Origin of the sequence: Pseudomonas sp. SG20052 (assembly GCF_031766055.1) — a bacterium.
Taxonomy (GTDB): Bacteria; Pseudomonadota; Gammaproteobacteria; order Pseudomonadales; family Pseudomonadaceae; genus Aquipseudomonas; species Aquipseudomonas mandelii.
The window spans coordinates 1522504-1542202 of record NZ_CP134498.1; the positions used below are offsets into that span (position 1 = coordinate 1522504).

Annotated in this window: 20 protein-coding genes; 13 read left to right on the top strand and 7 right to left on the bottom strand. The window is 60.7% G+C overall.

What is annotated here, in order from left to right:
- Window positions 1-72: 72 nt before the first annotated feature.
- From RHP74_RS06820 to RHP74_RS06835, 4 genes are all read left to right on the top strand, one after another.
- Window positions 73-1167 carry a serine hydrolase gene (locus tag RHP74_RS06820; RefSeq protein WP_311098498.1) on the top strand — a complete coding sequence of 365 codons (1095 nt, stop codon included), beginning with the start codon at window positions 73-75 and terminating at the stop codon, window positions 1165-1167.
- Window positions 1164-1493 carry an amidase gene (locus RHP74_RS06825; RefSeq protein WP_169856216.1) on the top strand — a complete coding sequence of 110 codons (330 nt, stop codon included), beginning with the start codon at window positions 1164-1166 and terminating at the stop codon, window positions 1491-1493. Before RHP74_RS06820 ends, RHP74_RS06825 begins: the two co-directional genes overlap by 4 nt.
- A 105-nt stretch (window positions 1494-1598) precedes the next feature.
- Entirely contained in the window at window positions 1599-2189 is a 591-nt protein-coding gene (locus RHP74_RS06830; protein WP_010462496.1) for a YceI family protein, read from the top strand.
- A 1-nt stretch (window position 2190) separates the two neighbouring features.
- Complete coding sequence (locus tag RHP74_RS06835) at window positions 2191-3348, top strand: phosphatidylserine/phosphatidylglycerophosphate/cardiolipin synthase family protein (RefSeq protein ID WP_311098502.1); 1158 nt, start codon at window positions 2191-2193, stop codon at window positions 3346-3348.
- Window positions 3349-3480: 132 nt separating this feature from the next.
- Here the strand turns inward: RHP74_RS06835 and bglX are convergent, their stop codons facing one another.
- Window positions 3481-5772 (bottom strand): beta-glucosidase BglX, encoded by a 2292-nt coding sequence (bglX, locus tag RHP74_RS06840; protein WP_077749543.1) that lies wholly within the window; start codon window positions 5770-5772, stop codon window positions 3481-3483.
- 236 nt (window positions 5773-6008) lie between these two features.
- Between bglX and RHP74_RS06845 the strand changes: the two genes are divergently transcribed.
- The 4 genes from RHP74_RS06845 to RHP74_RS06860 all read left to right on the top strand — a co-directional run bounded on the left by RHP74_RS06845 (window position 6009) and on the right by RHP74_RS06860 (window position 9570).
- Window positions 6009-6617 (top strand): LemA family protein, encoded by a 609-nt coding sequence (locus RHP74_RS06845; RefSeq protein WP_010462493.1) that lies wholly within the window; start codon window positions 6009-6011, stop codon window positions 6615-6617.
- A gap of 34 nt (window positions 6618-6651) precedes the next feature.
- Window positions 6652-7401, top strand: coding sequence for a TPM domain-containing protein (locus tag RHP74_RS06850; protein WP_311098505.1), 750 nt, complete (start codon window positions 6652-6654; stop codon window positions 7399-7401).
- 28 nt (window positions 7402-7429) lie between these two features.
- Window positions 7430-8047 (top strand): TPM domain-containing protein, encoded by a 618-nt coding sequence (locus RHP74_RS06855; RefSeq protein WP_010462489.1) that lies wholly within the window; start codon window positions 7430-7432, stop codon window positions 8045-8047.
- 308 nt (window positions 8048-8355) lie between these two features.
- Window positions 8356-9570: an SAM-dependent methyltransferase gene (locus RHP74_RS06860; protein ID WP_077749583.1), complete on the top strand. Its 1215-nt coding sequence runs from the start codon at window positions 8356-8358 to the stop codon at window positions 9568-9570.
- 85 nt (window positions 9571-9655) lie between these two features.
- Here the strand turns inward: RHP74_RS06860 and RHP74_RS06865 are convergent, their stop codons facing one another.
- On the bottom strand, window positions 9656-10546 hold the full coding sequence (locus RHP74_RS06865) for a DMT family transporter (RefSeq protein WP_311098508.1): 891 nt from the start codon (window positions 10544-10546) through the stop codon (window positions 9656-9658).
- A 278-nt stretch (window positions 10547-10824) separates the two neighbouring features.
- On the opposite strand from RHP74_RS06865, the gene RHP74_RS06870 reads away from it, so the two are divergent.
- From RHP74_RS06870 to RHP74_RS06880, 3 genes are all read left to right on the top strand, one after another.
- Entirely contained in the window at window positions 10825-11406 is a 582-nt protein-coding gene (locus RHP74_RS06870) for a DJ-1/PfpI family protein (RefSeq protein ID WP_102595575.1), read from the top strand.
- Window positions 11407-11420: 14 nt separating this feature from the next.
- Window positions 11421-11726, top strand: a complete 306-nt coding sequence (locus tag RHP74_RS06875) for a ribbon-helix-helix domain-containing protein (RefSeq protein ID WP_008025707.1) — start codon at window positions 11421-11423, stop codon at window positions 11724-11726.
- Between the two features lie 174 nt (window positions 11727-11900).
- Window positions 11901-12245, top strand: coding sequence for a YegP family protein (locus tag RHP74_RS06880; protein WP_010462476.1), 345 nt, complete (start codon window positions 11901-11903; stop codon window positions 12243-12245).
- A gap of 144 nt (window positions 12246-12389) precedes the next feature.
- On the opposite strand, the gene RHP74_RS06885 is transcribed toward RHP74_RS06880, so the two are convergent.
- On the bottom strand, window positions 12390-13277 hold the full coding sequence (locus RHP74_RS06885; RefSeq protein WP_311098514.1) for a dihydrodipicolinate synthase family protein: 888 nt from the start codon (window positions 13275-13277) through the stop codon (window positions 12390-12392).
- A gap of 29 nt (window positions 13278-13306) precedes the next feature.
- A complete protein-coding gene (locus tag RHP74_RS06890; RefSeq protein ID WP_311098516.1) occupies window positions 13307-14089 on the bottom strand; it encodes an aldolase in 783 nt (260 codons plus the stop codon).
- 108 nt (window positions 14090-14197) lie between these two features.
- On the opposite strand from RHP74_RS06890, the gene RHP74_RS06895 reads away from it, so the two are divergent.
- The gene (locus RHP74_RS06895) at window positions 14198-14740 is read left to right on the top strand and encodes a helix-turn-helix domain-containing protein (RefSeq protein ID WP_102595572.1); all 543 of its coding nucleotides are present in this window, start codon (window positions 14198-14200) and stop codon (window positions 14738-14740) included.
- A 150-nt stretch (window positions 14741-14890) separates the two neighbouring features.
- On the opposite strand, the gene RHP74_RS06900 is transcribed toward RHP74_RS06895, so the two are convergent.
- Window positions 14891-15910, bottom strand: coding sequence for a DUF4917 family protein (locus RHP74_RS06900; protein WP_083374853.1), 1020 nt, complete (start codon window positions 15908-15910; stop codon window positions 14891-14893).
- A 154-nt stretch (window positions 15911-16064) separates the two neighbouring features.
- Here RHP74_RS06900 and yiaY point away from each other — a divergent pair, with 154 nt between their 5' ends.
- Entirely contained in the window at window positions 16065-17213 is a 1149-nt protein-coding gene (yiaY, locus tag RHP74_RS06905; RefSeq protein WP_311098519.1) for an L-threonine dehydrogenase, read from the top strand.
- Here the strand turns inward: yiaY and RHP74_RS06910 are convergent.
- Both RHP74_RS06910 and RHP74_RS06915 read right to left on the bottom strand, forming a co-directional pair.
- The gene (locus RHP74_RS06910) at window positions 17210-18376 is read right to left on the bottom strand and encodes a multidrug effflux MFS transporter (protein WP_311098521.1); all 1167 of its coding nucleotides are present in this window, start codon (window positions 18374-18376) and stop codon (window positions 17210-17212) included. The two genes, yiaY and RHP74_RS06910, sit on opposite strands and share 4 nt — an antisense overlap.
- Before the next feature lie 18 nt (window positions 18377-18394).
- Window positions 18395-19627, bottom strand: a complete 1233-nt coding sequence (locus RHP74_RS06915; RefSeq protein ID WP_077749591.1) for an aminotransferase class I/II-fold pyridoxal phosphate-dependent enzyme — start codon at window positions 19625-19627, stop codon at window positions 18395-18397.
- Window positions 19628-19699: the final 72 nt, after the last annotated feature.

A 19699-nucleotide genomic window follows, 5' to 3' on the forward strand; every position in this document is an offset into this window, starting at 1 on the left:
AGGTGATACACATTCCAAAACTGTCATCAACCTCGACTAGGCTCAGCAAGCCCACCCCGCCGAGCCCCTGCCATGTTCAAAGGCTTGCCCCTGATTTTCACGCTGCTGCTCTGCCTCACGGCCCACGCCGAAACCTGGCCCGCCGAGCAATGGTCGACCGGCCCGAACGTCTCCGGCCCCGCACTTCAAGCCCTGGAGACTTACGCCTTCCCGCCTCGCGATGACACCAATCGAAAAGGCATCCGCACCGATGCCTTGCTGGTAATCCGCGACGGCCAACTGATCTACGAACGCTACGCCGGCCCGACCACGGCCGACACCGCGCACCTGACCTGGTCCATCAGCAAAAGCCTGATGGCCACGGTCCTGGGTGTGGCCTATGGCGAGGGCCTTTTCAAACTTGAGGACCCAGCGGTGCGGTTTTACCCACCGTTGGCGAAACACCCGGCAATGACCCTGGCCGACCTGTTGCACTGGGCTTCAGGCCTGGACTGGCAGGAAGACTACGAATACGCCCCGTTGAAGTCCTCGGTGGTCGCCATGCTCTACACCCTGGGTCATCACGACATGGCGGCGTTCACCGCCGATCACGCTGAGTACGCCAAACCAGGCCAGGCCTTTCGGTACTCCAGTGGCGACAGTAATCTGCTGGCCGCCGCGCTGAAAACCATCGTCGGTCCGGCCCGTTACCCGGACTATCCATGGGCAGCATTGTTCGAGCCGCTAGGAATTCGCCATGCCGTCTGGGAAACCGATGCCACGGGCACTTTCGTCGCGTCCTCTTATGCCTACCTCACCGCCCGGGACCTGGCGCGCGTCGGCCTGCTGATGGCGCGTGACGGTCGTTGGGGTGATCGACAGCTGCTGCCCAAAGACTGGGTCGCCTTCAACCGCGAACCCTTCGCCCGTTATCAAGCCAATCAGGATGATGCGGTCCCCGGCGGCCATTGGTGGCTCAATCGCGCGGTGGAGGGCGCTGCCCGACCCTGGCCGGATGCTCCGGCCGACACCTTTGCCGCTTTGGGCCATTGGGGTCAGGCGATGTACGTGATTCCCGGCGAACAGTTGGTGATCGTGCGCTACGGCGATGACCGCGACGACCTCTATCAGCACAACGAATTGCTCAAGCTCGCGCTCAAGGCCTTTGCCGGGAAGGTGCAGCCATGAACCGCCACCGTTTTGTTCGTCGCCGACCGTTCAGCGCGCTGATGTTAGTAGCGCTGATAGCCTTGCTCGGCTGGATCTGGCAGGAGCGAGTGGCGTTGCGGGCGTTCCCCGACATCATCAGCGGCTACACCGCCAAGGAATATTGCTCGTGCCGGTACGTCATGAAGAACGACGCCGAGTATTGCCACCGCTACGTGAAGCAGTGGTTGCCCACCAGCGGCTTCACCGATGACCCCGCCAACCAGCGCGTGACCGTCAGCGGCATGGGCCGCAGCAACAGCGCGCAATGGATCGGCGAACACCAAGGCTGCCGCCTGCAACCCTGAACACGCTGGAATTACTTGTGGTGCAGGGCTGTTGTGGCATTAGAGTTTGCAACCTGCCTCAGGGCGGTTAAGGTTCGCTCAGGTTTATTTGCCCCATGAGTCTCTATGTTCAAGCGGTCCCTTTCCAAAACCCTCGCCTTCCTGCTTCTGGCCGGCGCTTCGTTGTCGGCCGAGGCCAATTGGTATCTCGATGGCGAGTCCTCTCGGCTGTCCTTCATCAGCACCAAAAACGCCAACATTTCCGAAGTGCAGCGCTTTCTGGTGTTGCACGGCAAAGTCAGCCCCAAGGGCCTGGCCGAGGTGGAAGTCGAGATGGAGTCGGTGAACAGCGGCATCCCGCTGCGCGACGAACGCATGCGCAAGGAACTGTTTGAGATCCAGACCTTCCCCGAAGCGCTGATCACCGCGCAGATCGATCTGCGCCCGATCAGCGATCTCGCGCCCGGTGCCCAACTGGAGCTGCGCTTGCCGCTGACCGTCAACCTTCACGGTAAAACCCACGAATACAACGCCGAACTGCTGGCGACCCGTCTCGATGACCGGCGCTTCCAGGTGGTGACCCTCGAGCCGATTATCATCAATGCCGAAGACTTCGATCTGGCACCGGGCCTGGAAAGTTTGCGCAAGGTCGCTGGATTGTCGGCCATCAGCCTGTCGGTGCCGGTGGGTGCGGTACTGATTTTCACGGCGCGCTGACATGGCCGGTGCAATCTTTCCCTGGCGTGCAGGCAACCACTTTGAACTGCTGATCGACGGCCCGGAGTTTTTCCCGCGCATGTTGGTCGCGATTGCCCGCGCCGAAGAACAGGTCGAACTGGAGTTGTATCTGGTGGAAGCGGGCGCCTGTGCCGAGGCCATGGTGCAGGCGTTGGTGCAGGCCGCCGAGCGCGGCGTGCGTGTGCGCTGTCTGTTCGATGACTACGGCAGCCTCGCATTCATCCTGACCTTGCGTCAGCGCCTGATGGCGGCGGGTGTGGAACTGCGTTTCTACAATCGCCTGAGCTGGCGGCGCTGGGTCGGTAACTTTTACCGCGATCACCGCAAGCTGTTGCTGGTCGATCAGAGTCTGGCGGTGGTCGGCGGCACGGGCGTCACGGACGAGTTCTGGACGCCGGGCGAAGACACCAGCGAATGGCATGAAGTGATGGTGGAAATCACCGGCCCCTTGGTCATCGACTGGCAGCTGCTGTTCGACCGGCAATGGATCGCCAACCGCCATCGCCGCGCCTGGAGACCTGCGGCGCACTTCGGCCTGCCGCGTCTGCCACGGGTGCCGTCCATGGGCGAAGGGATGGGGCGGGTGGCCTATGCCGACGCCCGCCAGCACCGCGACATCCTGCAGTCGCTGATTCGAGCGCTGAACAGCGGTCAGCGGCGGGTCTGGCTGGCCACGCCGTACTTTCTGCCGACCTGGAAAGTCCGCCGTTCATTGCGCAGGGCTGCCGGCCGAGGCGTCGATGTGCGTCTGCTGCTGACCGGGCCACGCACCGATCACCCGTCGGTGCGCTACGCCGGGCATCGTTATTACCCGCGATTGCTCAAGTCCGGGGTGAAGATCTTCGAATACCAGCCGTGTTTCCTGCACCTGAAAATGGTCTTGATCGATGACTGGGTGAGCATCGGCTCATGCAATTTCGATCACTGGAATCTGCGCTTCAATCTGGAAGCCAACCTTGAAGCGCTGGACCCAGGGTTGACGCGTGCGGTAGTGGCAAGTTTCGAGAAGGACTTTGCGCAGAGCCAGGAAGTGAGCCTGGAGGCATGGCAACGCCGGCCATTGTGGCGGCGGGTCAAGCAAAGGGTTTGGGGATGGGTGGATCGGCTGGTGGTGAATCTGCTGGATCGACGCGGATAGTCGTCACACCCAAAGTCACTGTGGGAGCGAGCCTGCTCGCGATGGCGGTGTAACAGCCAACAAAAATGTTGAATGTTATGCCCTCATCGCGAGCAGGCTCGCTCCCACAGGATTATTGCGGTGTGTCAGGGGTTACAGCAATTCAAAGCTCTGCTGCGTCACGTCCTGGGAATCCAGGCCGATCTGCACGTTGAACTTGCCTGGCTCCGCTGCGTATTTGAGCTGGGCATTGAAGAACTTCAGGTCGTCTTCGGTGATGGTGAAGTGCACGACTTTCTGTTCGCCGGCCTTCAGCGTGATTTTCTGGAAGTTCTTCAGTTCCTTGACGGGGCGGATCATCGAGCCGGTCACGTCCTGGATGTACAGCTGCACCACGGTTTCGCCGTCGCGCTTGCCGGTGTTTTTCACCATGACGCTGGCGTCGAGCTTGCCGGTCTTGTTCAGCGTGGTCGACGACAAGGCCATGTCGCTCAGGCTGAAATCGGTGTAGCTCAGGCCGAAACCGAACGGAAACAGCGGGCCGGTGGTGTCATCGAAATACTGCGAGGTGTAGTTGCCCGGTTTGCCCGGCGTGAACGGCCGGCCAATGCTCAGGTGGTTGTAGTAGGTCGGAATCTGGCCCACCGAACGCGGGAAGGTGATCGGCAGTTTGCCCGATGGGTTGTAGTCGCCGAACAGCACGTCCGCGATGGCGTTGCCGCCTTCGGTGCCGCTGAACCAGGTTTCCAGAATCGCGTCAGCCTGTTCCTTCTCTTCGAGAATCGACAGCGGGCGGCCGTTCATCAACACCAGCACCAGCGGTTTGCCGGTGGCTTTCAGCGCCTTGATCAGGTCGCGCTGGTTGGCCGGGATGTTCAGGTCGGTGCGGCTCGACGATTCGTGGGACATGCCACGGGACTCGCCGACAGCGGCAACCACGACATCAGCGTCTTTGGCGGCCTTCACCGCTTCGTCGATCAGCACTTGGGCGGAGCGCGGATCATCCACCACTTCCGGCGCATCGAAGTTGAGGAAGTTCAGGTAATCCAGCACTTTCTTGTCGCTGGTGATATTGGCGCCACGGGCGTAGATCAGCTTCGATTTGTCTGAAACAGCGGCGTTCATGCCGTCGAACAAGGTGACCGATTGAGCCGGACGGCCAGCGGCGGCCCAGCTGCCCATCATGTCGATTGGCGCCTTGGCCAGCGGACCGACCAGCACGATCTTCGCGGTTTTCTTCAGCGGCAGGGTCTCGCCCTGGTTCTTCAGCAACACCAGGCTGCGGCGCGCGACGTCACGGGCCTCGGCGCGGTGCAGACGGCTTTCGGCGTAGGTGTCGGCCGGATCGTCTTCAGCCTTGCCGATGCGCAGGTACGGGTCCTTGAACAGGCCCATGTCGTACTTGGCGGCGAGCACTTCTCGGACAGCGTTATCGATGTCTTTCTGTTCGATCTCGCCGGCCTTCAACAGTCCTGGCAGCTCTTTGCCGTACAGGGTGTCGTTCATGCTCATGTCGATGCCGGCCTTGATCGCCAGCTTCGCGGCTTCGCGACCGTCACGAGCGACGCCATGCTTGATCAGCTCGAAAATCGCCCCGTGGTCACTGACCGCCAGGCCCTTGAAGCCCCAATCCTTGCGCAGCAGGTCGTTCATCAGCCAGGTGTTGGCGGTGGCCGGCACGCCGTTGATCGAGTTCAGCGCAACCATCACGCCACCCGCGCCCGCATCGATGGCGGCGCGGTACGGTGGCAGGTAGTCCTGGTACATTTTGACCGGGCTCATGTCGACGACGTTGTAGTCGCGACCGCCCTCGACCGCACCGTACAGGGCAAAGTGCTTGACGCTGGCCATGATGCTATCGGCCGCGTTCGCGCCGGTGCCCTGGAAGGCCCGGACCATCACGCCGGCAATGCGCGACACCAGGTACGTGTCTTCGCCGAAGCCTTCGGAGGTGCGGCCCCAACGTGGGTCACGGGAGATGTCGACCATCGGCGCAAAGGTGATGTCGAGGCTGTCTGCCGCTGCTTCCTTGGCGGCGATGCGCCCGGACAGGCCGATGGCGTCCATGTCCCAGCTCGAGGCCAGGGCAATCGGGATCGGGAAAATCGTGCGGTGACCGTGGATCACGTCATAGGCGAAGAACATCGGGATCTTCAACCGGCTGCGCATGGCCGCGTCCTGCATCGGACGGTTTTCCGCGCGCGTGATCGAATTGAAGGTGCCGCCGATGTTGCCGGCGGCGATTTCCTTGCGGATCATCTCCCGAGGCATCTCAGGGCCGATGCTGATCAGGCGCAACTGGCCGATCTTTTCATCGAGGGTCATTTGTTTCATCAGGTCAGTGATGAAAGCGTCCTTGTTCTCCAAAGGTGCGGGCGTCGTGGCGGCCAATACGGTATGACTGGCCAGGCTGACGAACAGGCCCAGCAAACACAGCTTCTTCATGAATAGTTTTCTCAAAGGCCTAAACGGCAGTGAATACGCGCCGATCAGCCAAAATTTAGGGAGCGACTATTGTTGTTCAGGTAAATGCAGCACACTTCTGCAGCGTTTGGCGCTGGGGCATCTTTTAGCCCATTGGCTCGATGCAATCCAGTGGCGGGGGCAGATTATGCCCCAAGAGACCGCTCAGAAGGTCGCTGGTTGTTTTTCAACGGAAGGTGCAAGGGAGCGTCAACCAGATGAATGTACGACACCACACTCGGTCGAGCCTGCAGGTTGCAGCCTTGATGTTGCTCACCACGCTGCTGGCGGGCTGCGGCATCAACAACATTCCTACCCTCGACGAACAGGCCAAGGCTGCCTGGGGCCAGGTGCAGAACCAGTACCAGCGCCGCGCCGACCTGATCCCCAACCTGGTGGAAACCGTCAAGGGCTACGCCAAACATGAGGAAGAAACCCTGACCGCGGTGATCGAAGCCCGAGCCAAGGCGACCTCGATCCAGGTGGATGCCAGCACCCTGGACAACCCGGAAAAACTCAAGCAGTTCCAGCAGGCGCAGGATCAGCTGACCGGCGCCTTGAGCCGTTTGATGGTGGTGTCGGAACGTTACCCGGACCTCAAGGCCAACCAGAATTTCCTTGCGTTGCAATCGCAGCTCGAGGGCACCGAGAACCGCATCGCCGTGGCGCGTCGCGACTTTATCCTCGCGGTGCAGAAGTACAACACCGAAATCCGCACCTTCCCGGGTCGCCTGTGGCACACGGTGATGTACAGCGATTTGCCGATCCGCGAAACCTTCGAGGCCACCAGCCCCGATGCCGAAAAAGCGCCAGAAGTGAAGTTCTGATCGGCTTGACGCATCACCACGGATGAGGTTGCCAATGCGCGTGTTGAAAGTGGGCCTGGTGCTGGTGCTGTGGGTGTTTGCCCTGACAGCCCAGGCCGAGTTGAAGTTTCCGCAGCTGACCGGACGGGTGGTGGATAACGCCCAGATGATCGAGCCGTCGGTTCGTGAGCAACTGACGCAGCAGCTCCAGTCCCATGAAAAAGCCACGGGCGAGCAGTTGGTCGTGGTGACGTTGCCGAACTTGCAGGGCGCCGACATTGCCGATTTCGGCTATCAGCTGGGGCGCTACTGGGGCATCGGCCAGAAGGATAAAAACACCGGCGCGTTGCTGATCGTTGCGCGCGATGATCGTAAATTGCGCATCGAAGTCGGTTACGGCCTGGAAGATCGCCTGACCGATGCGCAGAGCTCGGTGATCATCAACCAGGTGATCACGCCAGCGTTCAAGACCGGCAACTTCAGCAAGGGCATCAGCGACGGGGTCGCCGCGATGCTGGTGGTGCTGGGCGGCAATCCGCTGGATGAACCGTCGACGGTCTATGAGCCGCGAGGGGATGAGGGCGACGATTTCGTATCCCGCCATCCGGGCGTGTTCGTGTTCCTGGTGTTGCTGTTCATCCTGACGATTTTCGTCTGCCAGATGCTCGGTATCCTGCCCAGCGGCGGCGGTGGCCGAGGCAGTTCAGGGGGCGGTTTCGGCGGTGGAGGTTTCGGCGGCGGTGGCGGGGGCTTCAGCGGGGGTGGCGGCAGTTTCGGGGGCGGCGGTTCGTCGGGCGGCTGGTGAGCATAATAATGAATGGGCACTTTTAGACATGGCATTACTGACTGAACACGAACAACGCAAAGTCGCCGAGGCGATTGCCCGGGTCGAGCGCGACACCGACGCCGAACTGGTGACGGTGCTCGCGGCCCGCGCCGACGACTACGCGTACATCCCGCTGCTCTGGGCCAGCCTGCTGGCGCTGGTGGTGCCGGGTATCGTGCATTACCTGACAGGCTGGCTGACCCTGCACAGTTTGCTGCTGGTGCAATGGATCACGTTCATCGTGCTGTGCCTGGTGTTCCGGATTCCGAAAGTCACCACCCACCTGATCCCGCGCTCGGTGCGGCATTGGCGAGCGTCAAATCTGGCGCGCCGGCAGTTTCTGGAGCAGAACCTGCACCACACGGTGGGCAGCACCGGGATGCTGATTTTTGTCTGCGAGGCTGAGCGGTACGTGGAAATTCTGGTGGATGAAGGGATTTCCAAGCGGCTGGACAACAAGAACTGGGACGCGATCGTTGCGGCGTTTACTCAACAGGTGAAGCAGGGCCAGACGTTGCAGGGGTTTGTGACGTGCGTCGAGGCGTGCGGCGAGCTGCTCAAGGTGCATGTGCCGGTGACGCACGTGCGCAATGAGTTGCCGAATCGGTTGGTGGTGTTGGGCTGATTTCACTTCTGGAATTGATACACCTTCTGTGGGGAGAGGGCTTTTGTGGCGAGGGAGCTTGCTCCCGCTGGGGCGCGAAGCGGCCCCCCAAACCAGCCAATGCGGTCATTCAGATAAACATGGTTGCAGGGGGTAGGTTGCTTCGCAGCCCAGCGGGAGCAAGCTCCCTCGCCACACTAGCCCACTCAACCCAGTAGCGTTTTTGCTTCGGGTTTCGCACCGTTCGGGAAATTACCCGTGCCCTCGTATGCCATCCCCCCTAAAATACCCGCCATTCCCGATCCGCTCCGCCCGAGGCCGTTTTTTCCATGTCTGTCACCGCCACTCCCGCCAGCCTCGCGCCGGATCACCACGCCCAGTTCATCGACCTGCTGCAAACCAGCCTCGACCAGAATGCCTTCATCAAACTGGTCCTGGCCAAGTACGTCGGCACCGAAGCCGATTTGCAGCGGCTGATCATCAAGCAACTGACGGTCAAGGATCAGCCCTGCCTGTCCTTCGTCTACCGCTACAAGACCCGCGACATCACCAAGAACCTGCCGCTTGCCGAGGGCGTCGCGACCATCGGCGCGCTGTTGCCGGCCTCGTTCAAAAATGCGCATTTACTGTCGTTGACGGACGAAGCCCAGCTCGAATACAGCAAAAAGGGCAAGTCTTCGCTGTTCAAGAGCAAACCTCAGCAATTGCGTGAAGTGCCGTCCGCCGAGCATAACCGCGAGAAGAACCGTTTCCTCGACCTGAACCGGCCGTTCCTCGCCGACCTGGGCGTGACAAACAGCAAGCACGAGCTGATCCCGGCGATGTCGCGCAAGTGGAAGCAGATCAACAAGTTCATCGAAGTCTTCAGCCATGCGCTGACCACCTCGCCCCTGGCCCTGGACAAGCCGGTGCAGGTGGCGGATTTCGGTTCGGGCAAGGGATACCTGACCTTTGCGATCCACGACTATCTGCGCAACACCTTGAAGGCCGAAGCCGTGGTGACCGGCGTCGAGTTGCGCGAAGAAATGGTCAACCTGTGCAATGCCGCCGCCGCCAAGCTTGAGCATCCGGGGCTGGTGTTCAAGTGCGGTGACGTGCGAAGCGTCGCGCCGAGCGAGCTGGACGTGATGATCGCGCTGCACGCCTGCGACATCGCCACCGACTACGCGATTCACACCGGCATCCGCTCCGGCGCCTCGATCATCATGTGCTCGCCGTGCTGCCACAAACAGATCCGCCTGCAAATCCAGAGCCCGGCGCTGCTCAAGCCGATGCTGCAATACGGTCTGCACCTGGGCCAGCAAGCGGAAATGGTCACCGACAGCCTGCGAGCGCTGTTCCTGGAAGCCTGTGGTTATGAAACCAAGGTGTTCGAGTTCATCTCACTGGACCACACCAACAAGAACAAGATGATTTTGGCGGTCAAACGCGCCGAGCCGGTGGACCCGGCCCAGCTGTTGGTGAAGATCCAGGAGCTGAAGGATTTCTACCACATCAGTGAACATTGCCTGGAAACCCTGCTGCGGGCTGACGGCTACCTCTAAAACACCGCATGACCCTGTAGGAGCCAGGCTTGCCGGCGAAGGCGATAGTGCCGACGCCTTCGCCGGCAAGCCTGGCTCCTACAGGTCACGTGGTGGCAATGCGGGCGGGTTTGATGGCGGTCTTGCGTCCGAGCATCACCGTCACGATCACCCCGGCGGCAAACAGCCAGGTGATCGGCTCGATATGTTCACCAAAGAACAGCGCCGAAAACGCGATGGTGAAGAAGATCTGCAACAGCTGGATCTGACTGACCCGGGCAATGCCGCCCATCGCCAACCCGGCGTACCAGGCAAAGAACCCGATGAACTGCGAGAACAGCGAAACATAACCAAACGCCCACCAGGTCTTGGCGGAAATTTCGCCCTGGTGTTGCAGCGCCAAATAGATCACCGGTCCGATCAGCAGCGGCGTCGATAACACCAGCGCCCAGCAGATCACCTGCCAGCCGCCCATCTCCTTGGCCAACCGGCCACCCTCGGCATAACCCAGGCCGCCCACGGCAATCGCCCCGAGCATCAGCAAATCACCGGCCTGAATACTGCCGGCCCCGCTGATCAGCGCATAACCCAACACCAGCGCACTGCCCAACGCCGCGCAGGCCCAGAAGGCTTTCGACGGTCGTTCGTGGGACAACCACGCGGCGTACAGCGCGACGCACAGCGGCTGCAAACCGTTGACCAGCGCGCCGTGGGAGGCCGGCAAGGTTTGCATGGCCCAGGCCGACAACACCGGAAAACCGAGGATCACGCCTGCGATCACCAGTGTCAGGCCTTTGACCTGTTTCCAGGTCGGCCATTTTTCCCGGCGCCACAGCAACAACATCGCCGCCGGCACCGCCGCAAACAGCGCCCGGCCCAGGCCGTTGAGCAGCGGATGAAGTTCCTGCACGACGATCCGCGTGAAGGGCAAGGTGAGGCTGAAGATCACAACGCCGAGCAGGCCGAGGGCCATGCCGGTGTTTTCGCGCGAGGACATGATGGGGGACCAGAATGTTAGGTGGCGGGAAGAGACTTCATCTAGCCATAAACCACGGGGATCGCGCTGTTACAGATAGGCGCAGAGTTATCCGTACAGTTGAAGGGCGCCTTCGCGGGCAAGCCTCGCTCCTACAGGTATGGTGGTGCCTTTGTAGGAGCGAGGCTTGCCCGCGAAGAACGATAACGCGGTTTTCAGGTAGTAGCTGGTTATTACCCGACCCGCTGGATAAGGACTACCTTGAATACTCCGATGCATTTCCCAGAGGAGTCCTCCCCATGGCTGCCAAGAAAATTCTGATGCTGGTCGGCGATTACGTCGAAGACTACGAAGTGATGGTGCCTTTCCAGGCGCTGCTGATGGTCGGCCACACGGTGCACGCCGTTTGCCCGGACAAATCCGACGGCCAGACTGTGCGCACGGCGATTCACGACTTCGAAGGCGACCAGACCTACAGCGAAAAACCCGGTCACTTGTTTGCCCTGAACTTCGATTTCGCCAAAGTCGCTGAATCCGACTACGACGCGCTGCTGATCCCCGGCGGTCGTGCGCCGGAATACCTGCGCCTGAACGAAAAAGTCCTGGAGCTGGTGCGCGCATTCGACAAGGCCGGCAAACCGATCGCTGCCGTGTGTCACGGTGCGCAACTGCTCGCGGCAGCTGGAGTTCTCGAAGGTCGCGAGTGCAGCGCTTACCCGGCCTGCGCGCCGGAAGTGCGTCTGGCCGGCGGTACGTTCATCGATATTCCGGTGACGGAAGGCCACGTACAAGGCAATCTGGCCACTGCGCCCGCCTGGCCGGCGCACCCGAGCTGGCTCGCCGGTTTCCTTGGGTTGCTGGGCACCAAAATCACGCTGTAACGAGGGGCTTTTCCATGTGCGAGCTGTACGTCAAAGCTGATCCGATTCTCTACGAATCGCGCTCCCGCTCGCTGCGCATCTGCGGGGTGGTCACCACCCTGCGCCTGGAGAATCAGTTCTGGGACATCCTCAGCGAAATAGCCGAGGTTGACGGCATGACCACCAACCAGTTGATCGCCAAGCTGTATGAAGAGGTGATGGACTACCGCGGCGAAGTGGTGAATTTCGCCTCGTTCTTGCGGGTGAGTTGTACGCGGTATCTGAGTCAGCGACGGGTGCAGGCGCCGGAGTTGTCGGTGGTGCGGGCGGTGGTGAAATAGGTTGGTTTTGCGCTGGCCTTACCGGCCCCATCGCGAGCAGGCTCGCTCCCACAGGGGAACGCATTCCAATGTGGAAGCGAGCCTGCTCGCGATGGCGGTGTTACAGGCGACAGATGTCCCGGGCTGGTCTTTACTCTGAAGCGCGAGACCACTCAATCGCCAAGGAGAAAGAGCATGTCTGGATGGTACGAAGTGAGCAAAAGCAGCAACGGTCAGTTCAAGTTTGTACTGAAGGCCGCCAACGCCGAAACCATTCTGACCAGCGAGCTGTACACCACTCGCGGTGCTGCCGACAACGGCATTGCTTCGGTGCAGAAGAACAGCCCGCTGGATGAGCGCTACGAAAAGAAAACCACCAAGGATGGCCATCCTTACTTCAATCTCAAGGCCGGTAACCACGAGATCATCGGCAGCAGCGAGACCTACTCTTCCGCTGGTGCGATGGATAAAGGCATCGCCAGCGTCAAGGCCAATGGGCCGACCACCGTGATCAAGGACAAGACCTTGCCGGTGCTTTGATCGCTCCCTTCAGGACCAACACAATTCCCCCTGTAGGAGCGAGCCTGCTCGCGATGGCGGACTGACATTCAACGAAGATGTTGAATGTCAGTCCGCCATCGCGAGCAGGCTCACTCCCTCATGGGTTTTGTGTGCGGCTTTAGATCAGCGCAAGGCTTTCAGCAAGTCTTGCAACTGGCTGATCCCGGCCTCGCCGAGTGGAAACACCGGCAACCGCGGATCGCCCACTTCCAGCCCGGTCGCACGCAGCCCCGCCTTGATCGTCGCCGGCAAGCCACCCTTGAGGATGAAGTCCAGCAGCGGCAACTGGCGATAGAACAGTTCACGCGCCTTGCCCAGGTCGTTCGCCAGAACCGCGTCATACAGATCCAGATTGAGCTGCGGAATCAGGTTCGGCGCCGCTGTGCACCAACCTTTGGCACCCGCCGCAAACGCTTCCAGCGCCAGCGGGTTGCAGCCGTTGTAGAACGGCACCCGGCCTTCGCCAAGCAGTTGCAGCTTGTGCATGCGCTGGATGTCGCCGGTGCTCTCCTTGACCATGGTCACGTTCTCCACGGCGTTGACGATCCGCAGGATCAGGTCCACCGACATGTCGGTGCCGCTGGTGGCCGGGTTGTTATAGAGCATGATCGGGACGCCGATGCTGTCGCCGATGGCGCGGTAGTGGGCGAGGATTTCCGCTTCGCTGAGTTTCCAGTAGGACGTCGGCAGCACCATCACCACATCGGCGCCATGGGCTTCGGCGAAACGGGCGCGGCGCACGGCTTTGGCGGTGGTCAGGTCGGACACGCTGACGATGGTCGGCACGCGCCTGGCCACATGCTTGATGCTGAATTCGCTGACCTGATCCCACTCCGCATCGCTCAGGTAAGCGCCTTCGCCGGTGCTGCCCAGTGGCGCGATGGCGTGGACGCCGCCGTCGATCAAGCGGTCGATGGAACGCCCGAGTGCGTCGAGATCGACGCCTTCGCCATTGGCGGTGAATGGGGTGATGGTGTAGCCGATGATGCCGTGAATGGCGGGGGTCGACATGTCGTGTCTCCTTCAGGAAATGGGTGGGTTCAGTTCAGGCAATCGGCGTGTTGACGCAGGTGCTGCCGGGCGTAGTAGTTGAACGCGGCGCCGTGGCGCTTGGGTTTCGAGATCCAGTCATGGGCTTCGCGGCCCAGGTCCGGCAGGATCGGTTTGATGGTCCCGGCACTCATCGCCAGCAGTTGCAGCTTTGCGGCACGCTCGATCAGCTGAGCAATGACACAGGCTTCTTCGATGGTCGTGCCGGTGGATAACTGGCCGTGGTGCGACAGCAGGATGGCCCGTTTGTCGCCCAGTGCGCCGGCGATCAAATCACCTTCTTCGTTGCCCACCGGTACGCCCGGCCAGCCTTCGAGAAACGCGCAATCGTCGTAGAGCGGGCACAGGTCCATGTGGGAAATCTGCAGCGGCACTTCGAGCATCGACAGCGCCGCGACGTGGGTCGGGTGCGTGTGAATGATGCAGTTCACGTCGGGCCGGGCGCGGTACACCCAACTGTGGAAACGGTTGGCCGGGTTGGGCATGCCGTGGCCTTCGAGCACTTCCAGGTCTTCGTTGACCAGCAGCAGATTGCTCGCGGTGATCTCGTCGAAACCCAGGCCCAGTTGTTGAGTGTAATAGGTGCCAGGCTGAGGGCCACGGGCGGTGATTTGCCCGGCCAGGCCGGAGTCGTGACCATTTTCAAATAGAATCCGGCAGGTCAGGGCCAGCTTTTGCCGGTAGGTCCACGTATTATCCGCCAGGGTGTTTTGCATCTGGGTCAACGCTTGCTTGACCAATTGCTCTTTGGGTAATGCTAAGGTCTTGGCCATCTCGGTGTCCTTGGGTGGTTCATGAAAATGACACAGCAGAGGCTATATGACACTTTGTGTCATAGGCAAGGGCAAATCGTCGCCTCCTTGATGGATTAATCGTTCTTCATGTCTATCCGTTTGAAATTACTTAGAAAAAAACTTGGCGTGACGCTGGAGGCCCTGGCCGAAAAATCCGGCATGACCAAGAGCTATCTGTCGAAAGTCGAGCGCGGGCTGAATACGCCGTCGATCGCGGCTGCCCTGAAACTGGCCAAGGCGCTGAACGTGAAGGTCGAGGAGTTGTTCTCCGAAGACAACATCAGCCTCGACAGCTACAGCCTGGTGCGCAGCGACGAGCGCCAGTCTCTGGCGGCCAACGATGAAAGCCCCGGCTACGCGGTGCTGGCCCACCAGGTCAGCGAGCGCAGCCTGCTGCCGTTCATGATTTATCCGCCGACAGAATTCGCGGATAAAACCTTCAAGGAACACGTGGGGGAAGAGTTTCTGTTCGTCCACGAAGGGCAGGTGGAAGTGGACTTCATGAACGAGCGCGTGCTGCTCAATCGCGGGGATGCGCTGCACTTCAATGCGCAGAAACCGCACCGGATTCGCTCAGTGGGGGAGGTTCAGGCGCAGTTGCTGGTGGTGGTGCATAGCGCTGAGGAATGAAGTTGCGGTGCTGTTGTGGCGAGGGAGCTTGCTCCCGCTCGGCTGCGAAGCAGTCGTAAAACCTGACAATGCGTTTTCTCTGAAAGAATGCAGGGGCCGCTTCGCAGCCCAGCGGGAGCAAGCTCCCTCGCCACAGGTTCGGTGTTCGCTTCAGACCTCGACGGGAACTGTGAGCTTCGGGCTGCCGAGCGCATGGGTCTTCGAATCAAAAAACCGCAGTTCTGACCCCGTTCCCTCAAACACCTTCGTGTAATGCCGCTTCTGATGCTGGATAAACGCCTTGCTGCGCGGGTAAATCGAGATTGCCACTACCTTGGGTTTCGCCTGGCGCAACGCATGGATGATGTGGCTGTCCTGCTCGCCCAAGGCATGCCCGAACAGGCATAACCCCTCACCATGGCTCAGCAACTGGTCATAGCAAAACGACAGATAATCCGAGCTGCGAATGGTCTTGAGCTTGTCCTGCGCCGGCCCTTCGTTGACGAACAGCGGCACATCGTCCAGCGTCTTGATGGTGTTGTTGATGGCGAAACTGCCCAGCAATGTGCCCTCCGTCGACATCAGCTTGCGCGCCGTGCCGTCCTGATTGCGCACCAGGTGCAGGCCACCATGCAGGTACAACAAACGGGTTTTATCGGTCGCCGTGGCGCTCAAATCAAAACCCGGTTCGGCGCCCTGGAACAGATCGGTGATGGCATCCGGCTGATGCTGGATCGCCCAGTAGTTGAGCAAGTCGTAATTGGTGGTGAACACCGTTCGATAGCGGCCCAGTTCCTGACTGATGGCGGCCAGGGTCGACGGGACCACAAGCCGCCACGGGATGTGCACCGCGTGGACTGTGTTGATCAGCGCTTCCTTGATCGCGTAGTAACGATTACGCGGCGCAGCGGAGCTGACGGCCAGGGCCTTGTTGACCCGGCTGGTGATTTTCAGCGCACTCAGCACCTGTTCGAAACTGCGGGTCTGCATGGCGTCGAACACGCTCAGCTCGGACTGGCTCAGGGGTTTTTCTTCGACGGTGCGGGCATTTTCGAACAGCGAGTCGTAGCCGAAGTCGTCCCACACCGCACGGCTGGCGCCGTTGCCGACCAGCAAACCGCTGAACGAGGCGGTGGCGCGCAAGGCGTTCCAGTCTTCAAGTTGGGCATCAACATCCTGGAAATCGGTCATTGCGGTCAAAGTCTCAAAGCAAAAGGTCTGATGGGCGGCGACTTTATCACGACCGGGACTTGAGCCAGATCAAGTTACTGCCTGCCCGAAGCGTCGATCCTGTGCGCACCCGCCGGATCGGCACTACCGATCGGTTTAGCCAGGAGAATCGCTCATGAGCAGCACGTTTTTCATTCCCGCCGTTAACATCATGGGCAATGACTGCCTGGACGAAGCCATGGTTGCCATTGGCAAATACGGCTTTCGCAAGGCGCTGATCGTCACCGACGCCGGGCTGGCCAAGGCCGGTGTGGCGAAGATGATTGCTGAAAAACTGGCAATGCAGGACATCGACTCGGTGATCTTCGACGGCGCCAAACCGAATCCGAGCATGGCCAACGTCGAGCGCGGCCTGGGCCTGCTCAAGGAAAGTCGCTGTGATTTTGTGGTGTCGCTCGGCGGTGGTTCGCCCCATGACTGCGCCAAGGGCATCGCGTTGTGTGCGACCAACGGCGGGGAGATCCGCGACTACGAAGGCGTCGACCGATCGACCCAGCCGCAATTGCCGCTGATCGCGATCAATACCACCGCCGGCACGGCCAGCGAAATGACCCGTTTTTGCATCATCACCGACGAATCGCGCCACGTAAAAATGGCCATCGTCGACCGCAACGTCACGCCGTTGCTGTCGGTCAACGACCCGGCGCTGATGGTCGCCATGCCCAAGGGATTGACCGCCGCCACCGGCATGGACGCGCTGACTCATGCCATTGAAGCCTACGTGTCCACCGCCGCCAATCCGATCACCGATGCCTGCGCACTGAAAGCCATCACCTTGATCAGCAGCAACCTGCGTCTGGCCGTGCGCAATGGCAGCGACATGGCGGCACGGGAAAACATGGCTTACGCACAGTTTCTCGCCGGCATGGCGTTCAACAACGCCTCCCTGGGATTTGTCCACGCCATGGCTCACCAGTTGGGCGGGTTCTATGACTTGCCGCATGGCGTATGCAACGCGGTGCTGCTGCCCCACGTGCAGAGTTTCAATGCGCAGGTCTGCGCCCCGCGCCTGACCGATGTGGCCCACGCGATGGGCGCCGATGTCCGTGGCTTAAGCCCGGAAGAGGGCGCTCAAGCGGCCATCACGGCGATCCGCAGCCTGTCCAGCGACATCGAGATTCCCGCCGGTTTGCGTGAACTCGGCGCCAAGCTCAACGACATCCCGACGCTCGCGACCAACGCGCTGAAAGACGCGTGCGGCCTGACTAATCCACGGGCGGCGGATCAGCGCCAGATCGAGGAGATTTTCCGCAGCGCGTTCTAGTCGGTTTGCCGGCCGGGCGCGAGCCTCACGCACACCATCGCGCCCAAGGCCAGCAAGGTGCAAAACAGGGACAGTGGCCATGCTTGCTGGCTCGCGATCAGACTGGCAATCGCGCCGATGATGGCGGCCATCAGCTGGTGGATGAAACCACTCAACGCCATCGCATAAGCCCCGCCGACCGGCGAGCCGTCGTTGGCCAGGGACAGGCTGATCGGGTAGTTCAAAGACTGCCCGAACACGGCAAAGCAGTATGGCAACCAGAGCAGCAGCGCAACGGAAGTGCCCGCGATGCTCCCCAGCAACATCACCGCGCTACCGCCCAATACCAGGCCCACGCCCGCCGTCATCAGCCAGCGTTGACCGGTGCGAAGCACAAAGGCATTGACCCCCAAAGCCCCCAGGAAATACGCCGCGCTGATCGGCCAGCCCAACAGCCCGTATTCCACGGCCGACCAGTTGAAGGGACCTTGCAGAATCAGCGGCGCTGCGGTGTTGAACGCAATGATCACCCCATAACCGAGGCCGCCGGCGAGTGCCGGCAGCAGGAAGGCGCGATCACGCAAAATGCGCCAGTAACTCGGCCAGGCGGACGACTGGACAGGCTCCTCGTTCAGCAGCGGGAACGTGACCCGCGCCACCGCCATCGCCATCAACAGACTCGCGCCACCCAACAGATAAAAAATCGCCGGCCAGCCCAGCGCCACCTGAATGATCGACCCCAGGTACTGGCCGATCCCCAGCGCCACTACAAACGAAATCGAGATCCAGGACAGCGCCTTGGCCAGCAGGTCACCGCGGAAACTGTCGCGGATCAATACCCGCGCCATGACCGAAATCCCGCTGGCACCCATCCCCTGGACCAGACGCCAGAACAGGAACGTTTCAAGCGACTGGCTCAAGGGCAGGGCAAGGTTACCCAGCCCGTAGATACCGAGTGCGGCGAGCAACACCGGCTTTCGGCCAATGCGCTGCCCCAGGCTGCCCCAGAACAACATCGGCAGCGCCATGCCGATCAGGTACACGGCCAACCCCCAGGACACCTGCGAGGCGTCGGCTGACAGACCCCGGGCAATGTCCGGCAACGCCGGCAGGTAAATGCTCATGCCCAGTTGGGCGAGAAACACCGTGCTGCAGGTGACGAGGAGGGTGGTGCTGCTCTTCATGGGGTCTTCCTTGGGTTTCTAGCTGAGGTCCCCGGTGTGTGCGGGTAATAGCTCGGTGACGAGTTCACAGAAATGGCGTATCAGCATCGGCTCCATGTCGGCGCGCAAGGTGATTCTGATCGCAGCCTTGCCTTGTTCGACCACGGGGAAAAAGACTGTCGAGGTAAAGAAACCGAGATTGGCCAATTCGATGGCAATACGGTTGGCCAGCGTCGCTTCACCGCAGTGGATCAAGCGGATGGCCATGTTACTGCCCTGTTGTGCGGTTCGTATCAGGCTGTCAAAGAGCCGGATATTAGCCTGAAGTTTTTCCTGTAGCGCGACGAATGCCGGCGTGCGATGCAACTGGATGGAGGCCCTTCCCGCACCGATGGCCGCGCTGTTCAGACTTTGCGACCAATTGCTGGGGCCGCCATAACGTTGAATCAGCTTTTTCTGCCGTTCATTGCCCAGCATCACCAGCCCGCCGCTGGCGCCAAATGACTTGGCCAATGAGGCGACGATCAAGGCGTCATCGTCCAGAGCCTGCAACCTTGGGCGTACCAGACCGGCCCCGCAAGTGCCAACGGCGGACAGTGCGTGGGAGTCGTCGAGATAGAGAAAAAGGCCATAGCGATCCCTCAAGTACAACAGACCGTCCATGTCGGCGACTCCGCCCATGCTGTACGCGCCGTCGGCAACATACGCGACCCTGTTGTGGTGCTGGCATTGCGTTTCGAGGAAGTCCATGTCGTTGTGCGGACTGGTCACGACCTTGGTTTCGTCGGCGCAGGCGGCTTTGAGGTGATTCATCGAGTAGTGTGCCAACCGGTCAAATACCATCACCGGTGGCTGGTTCTCGGTAAACACGCCACTGGCCAGCAGCGGCAGGATGCCGGCACTCGCCGCGCTGCACGATAAGGTGCTTAGGCACGTGGCGCCGAACAGTGCCGAGAGCTCGGTTTCGTACAGCTCCAGGATCGCCAGTTTGCAGCGGTTTTTCGAGTTGGCGACGCGCAAGGTACCGGTTTCCCACAAGGTGGTCATGGCACCGTCGAGCAAATCGGGATGGTGATCCAGGCCCAGGTAGGAGGTGGTGCAGAAGTGATGAAAGGCGCGCCCATGTTGGTCAACCATGCGGTTGCTGCTTCTGATGTCGACGTTCAATCCCGCGACTTTCCCTGCTTCCGCAGTGTCCCAGCTGTGGTCCGCCAACGAGATCAGTTTTCTATAGTTGGTGAAAGTGTTTGTAGTGTGTGTTGTCGGGTCCATTTGAGGTGTCTGTCCTTGAGTGATGAAATCGTCCGTGTGTTTCCAGACTTTACAGAGAGCGGCGGGGGCATT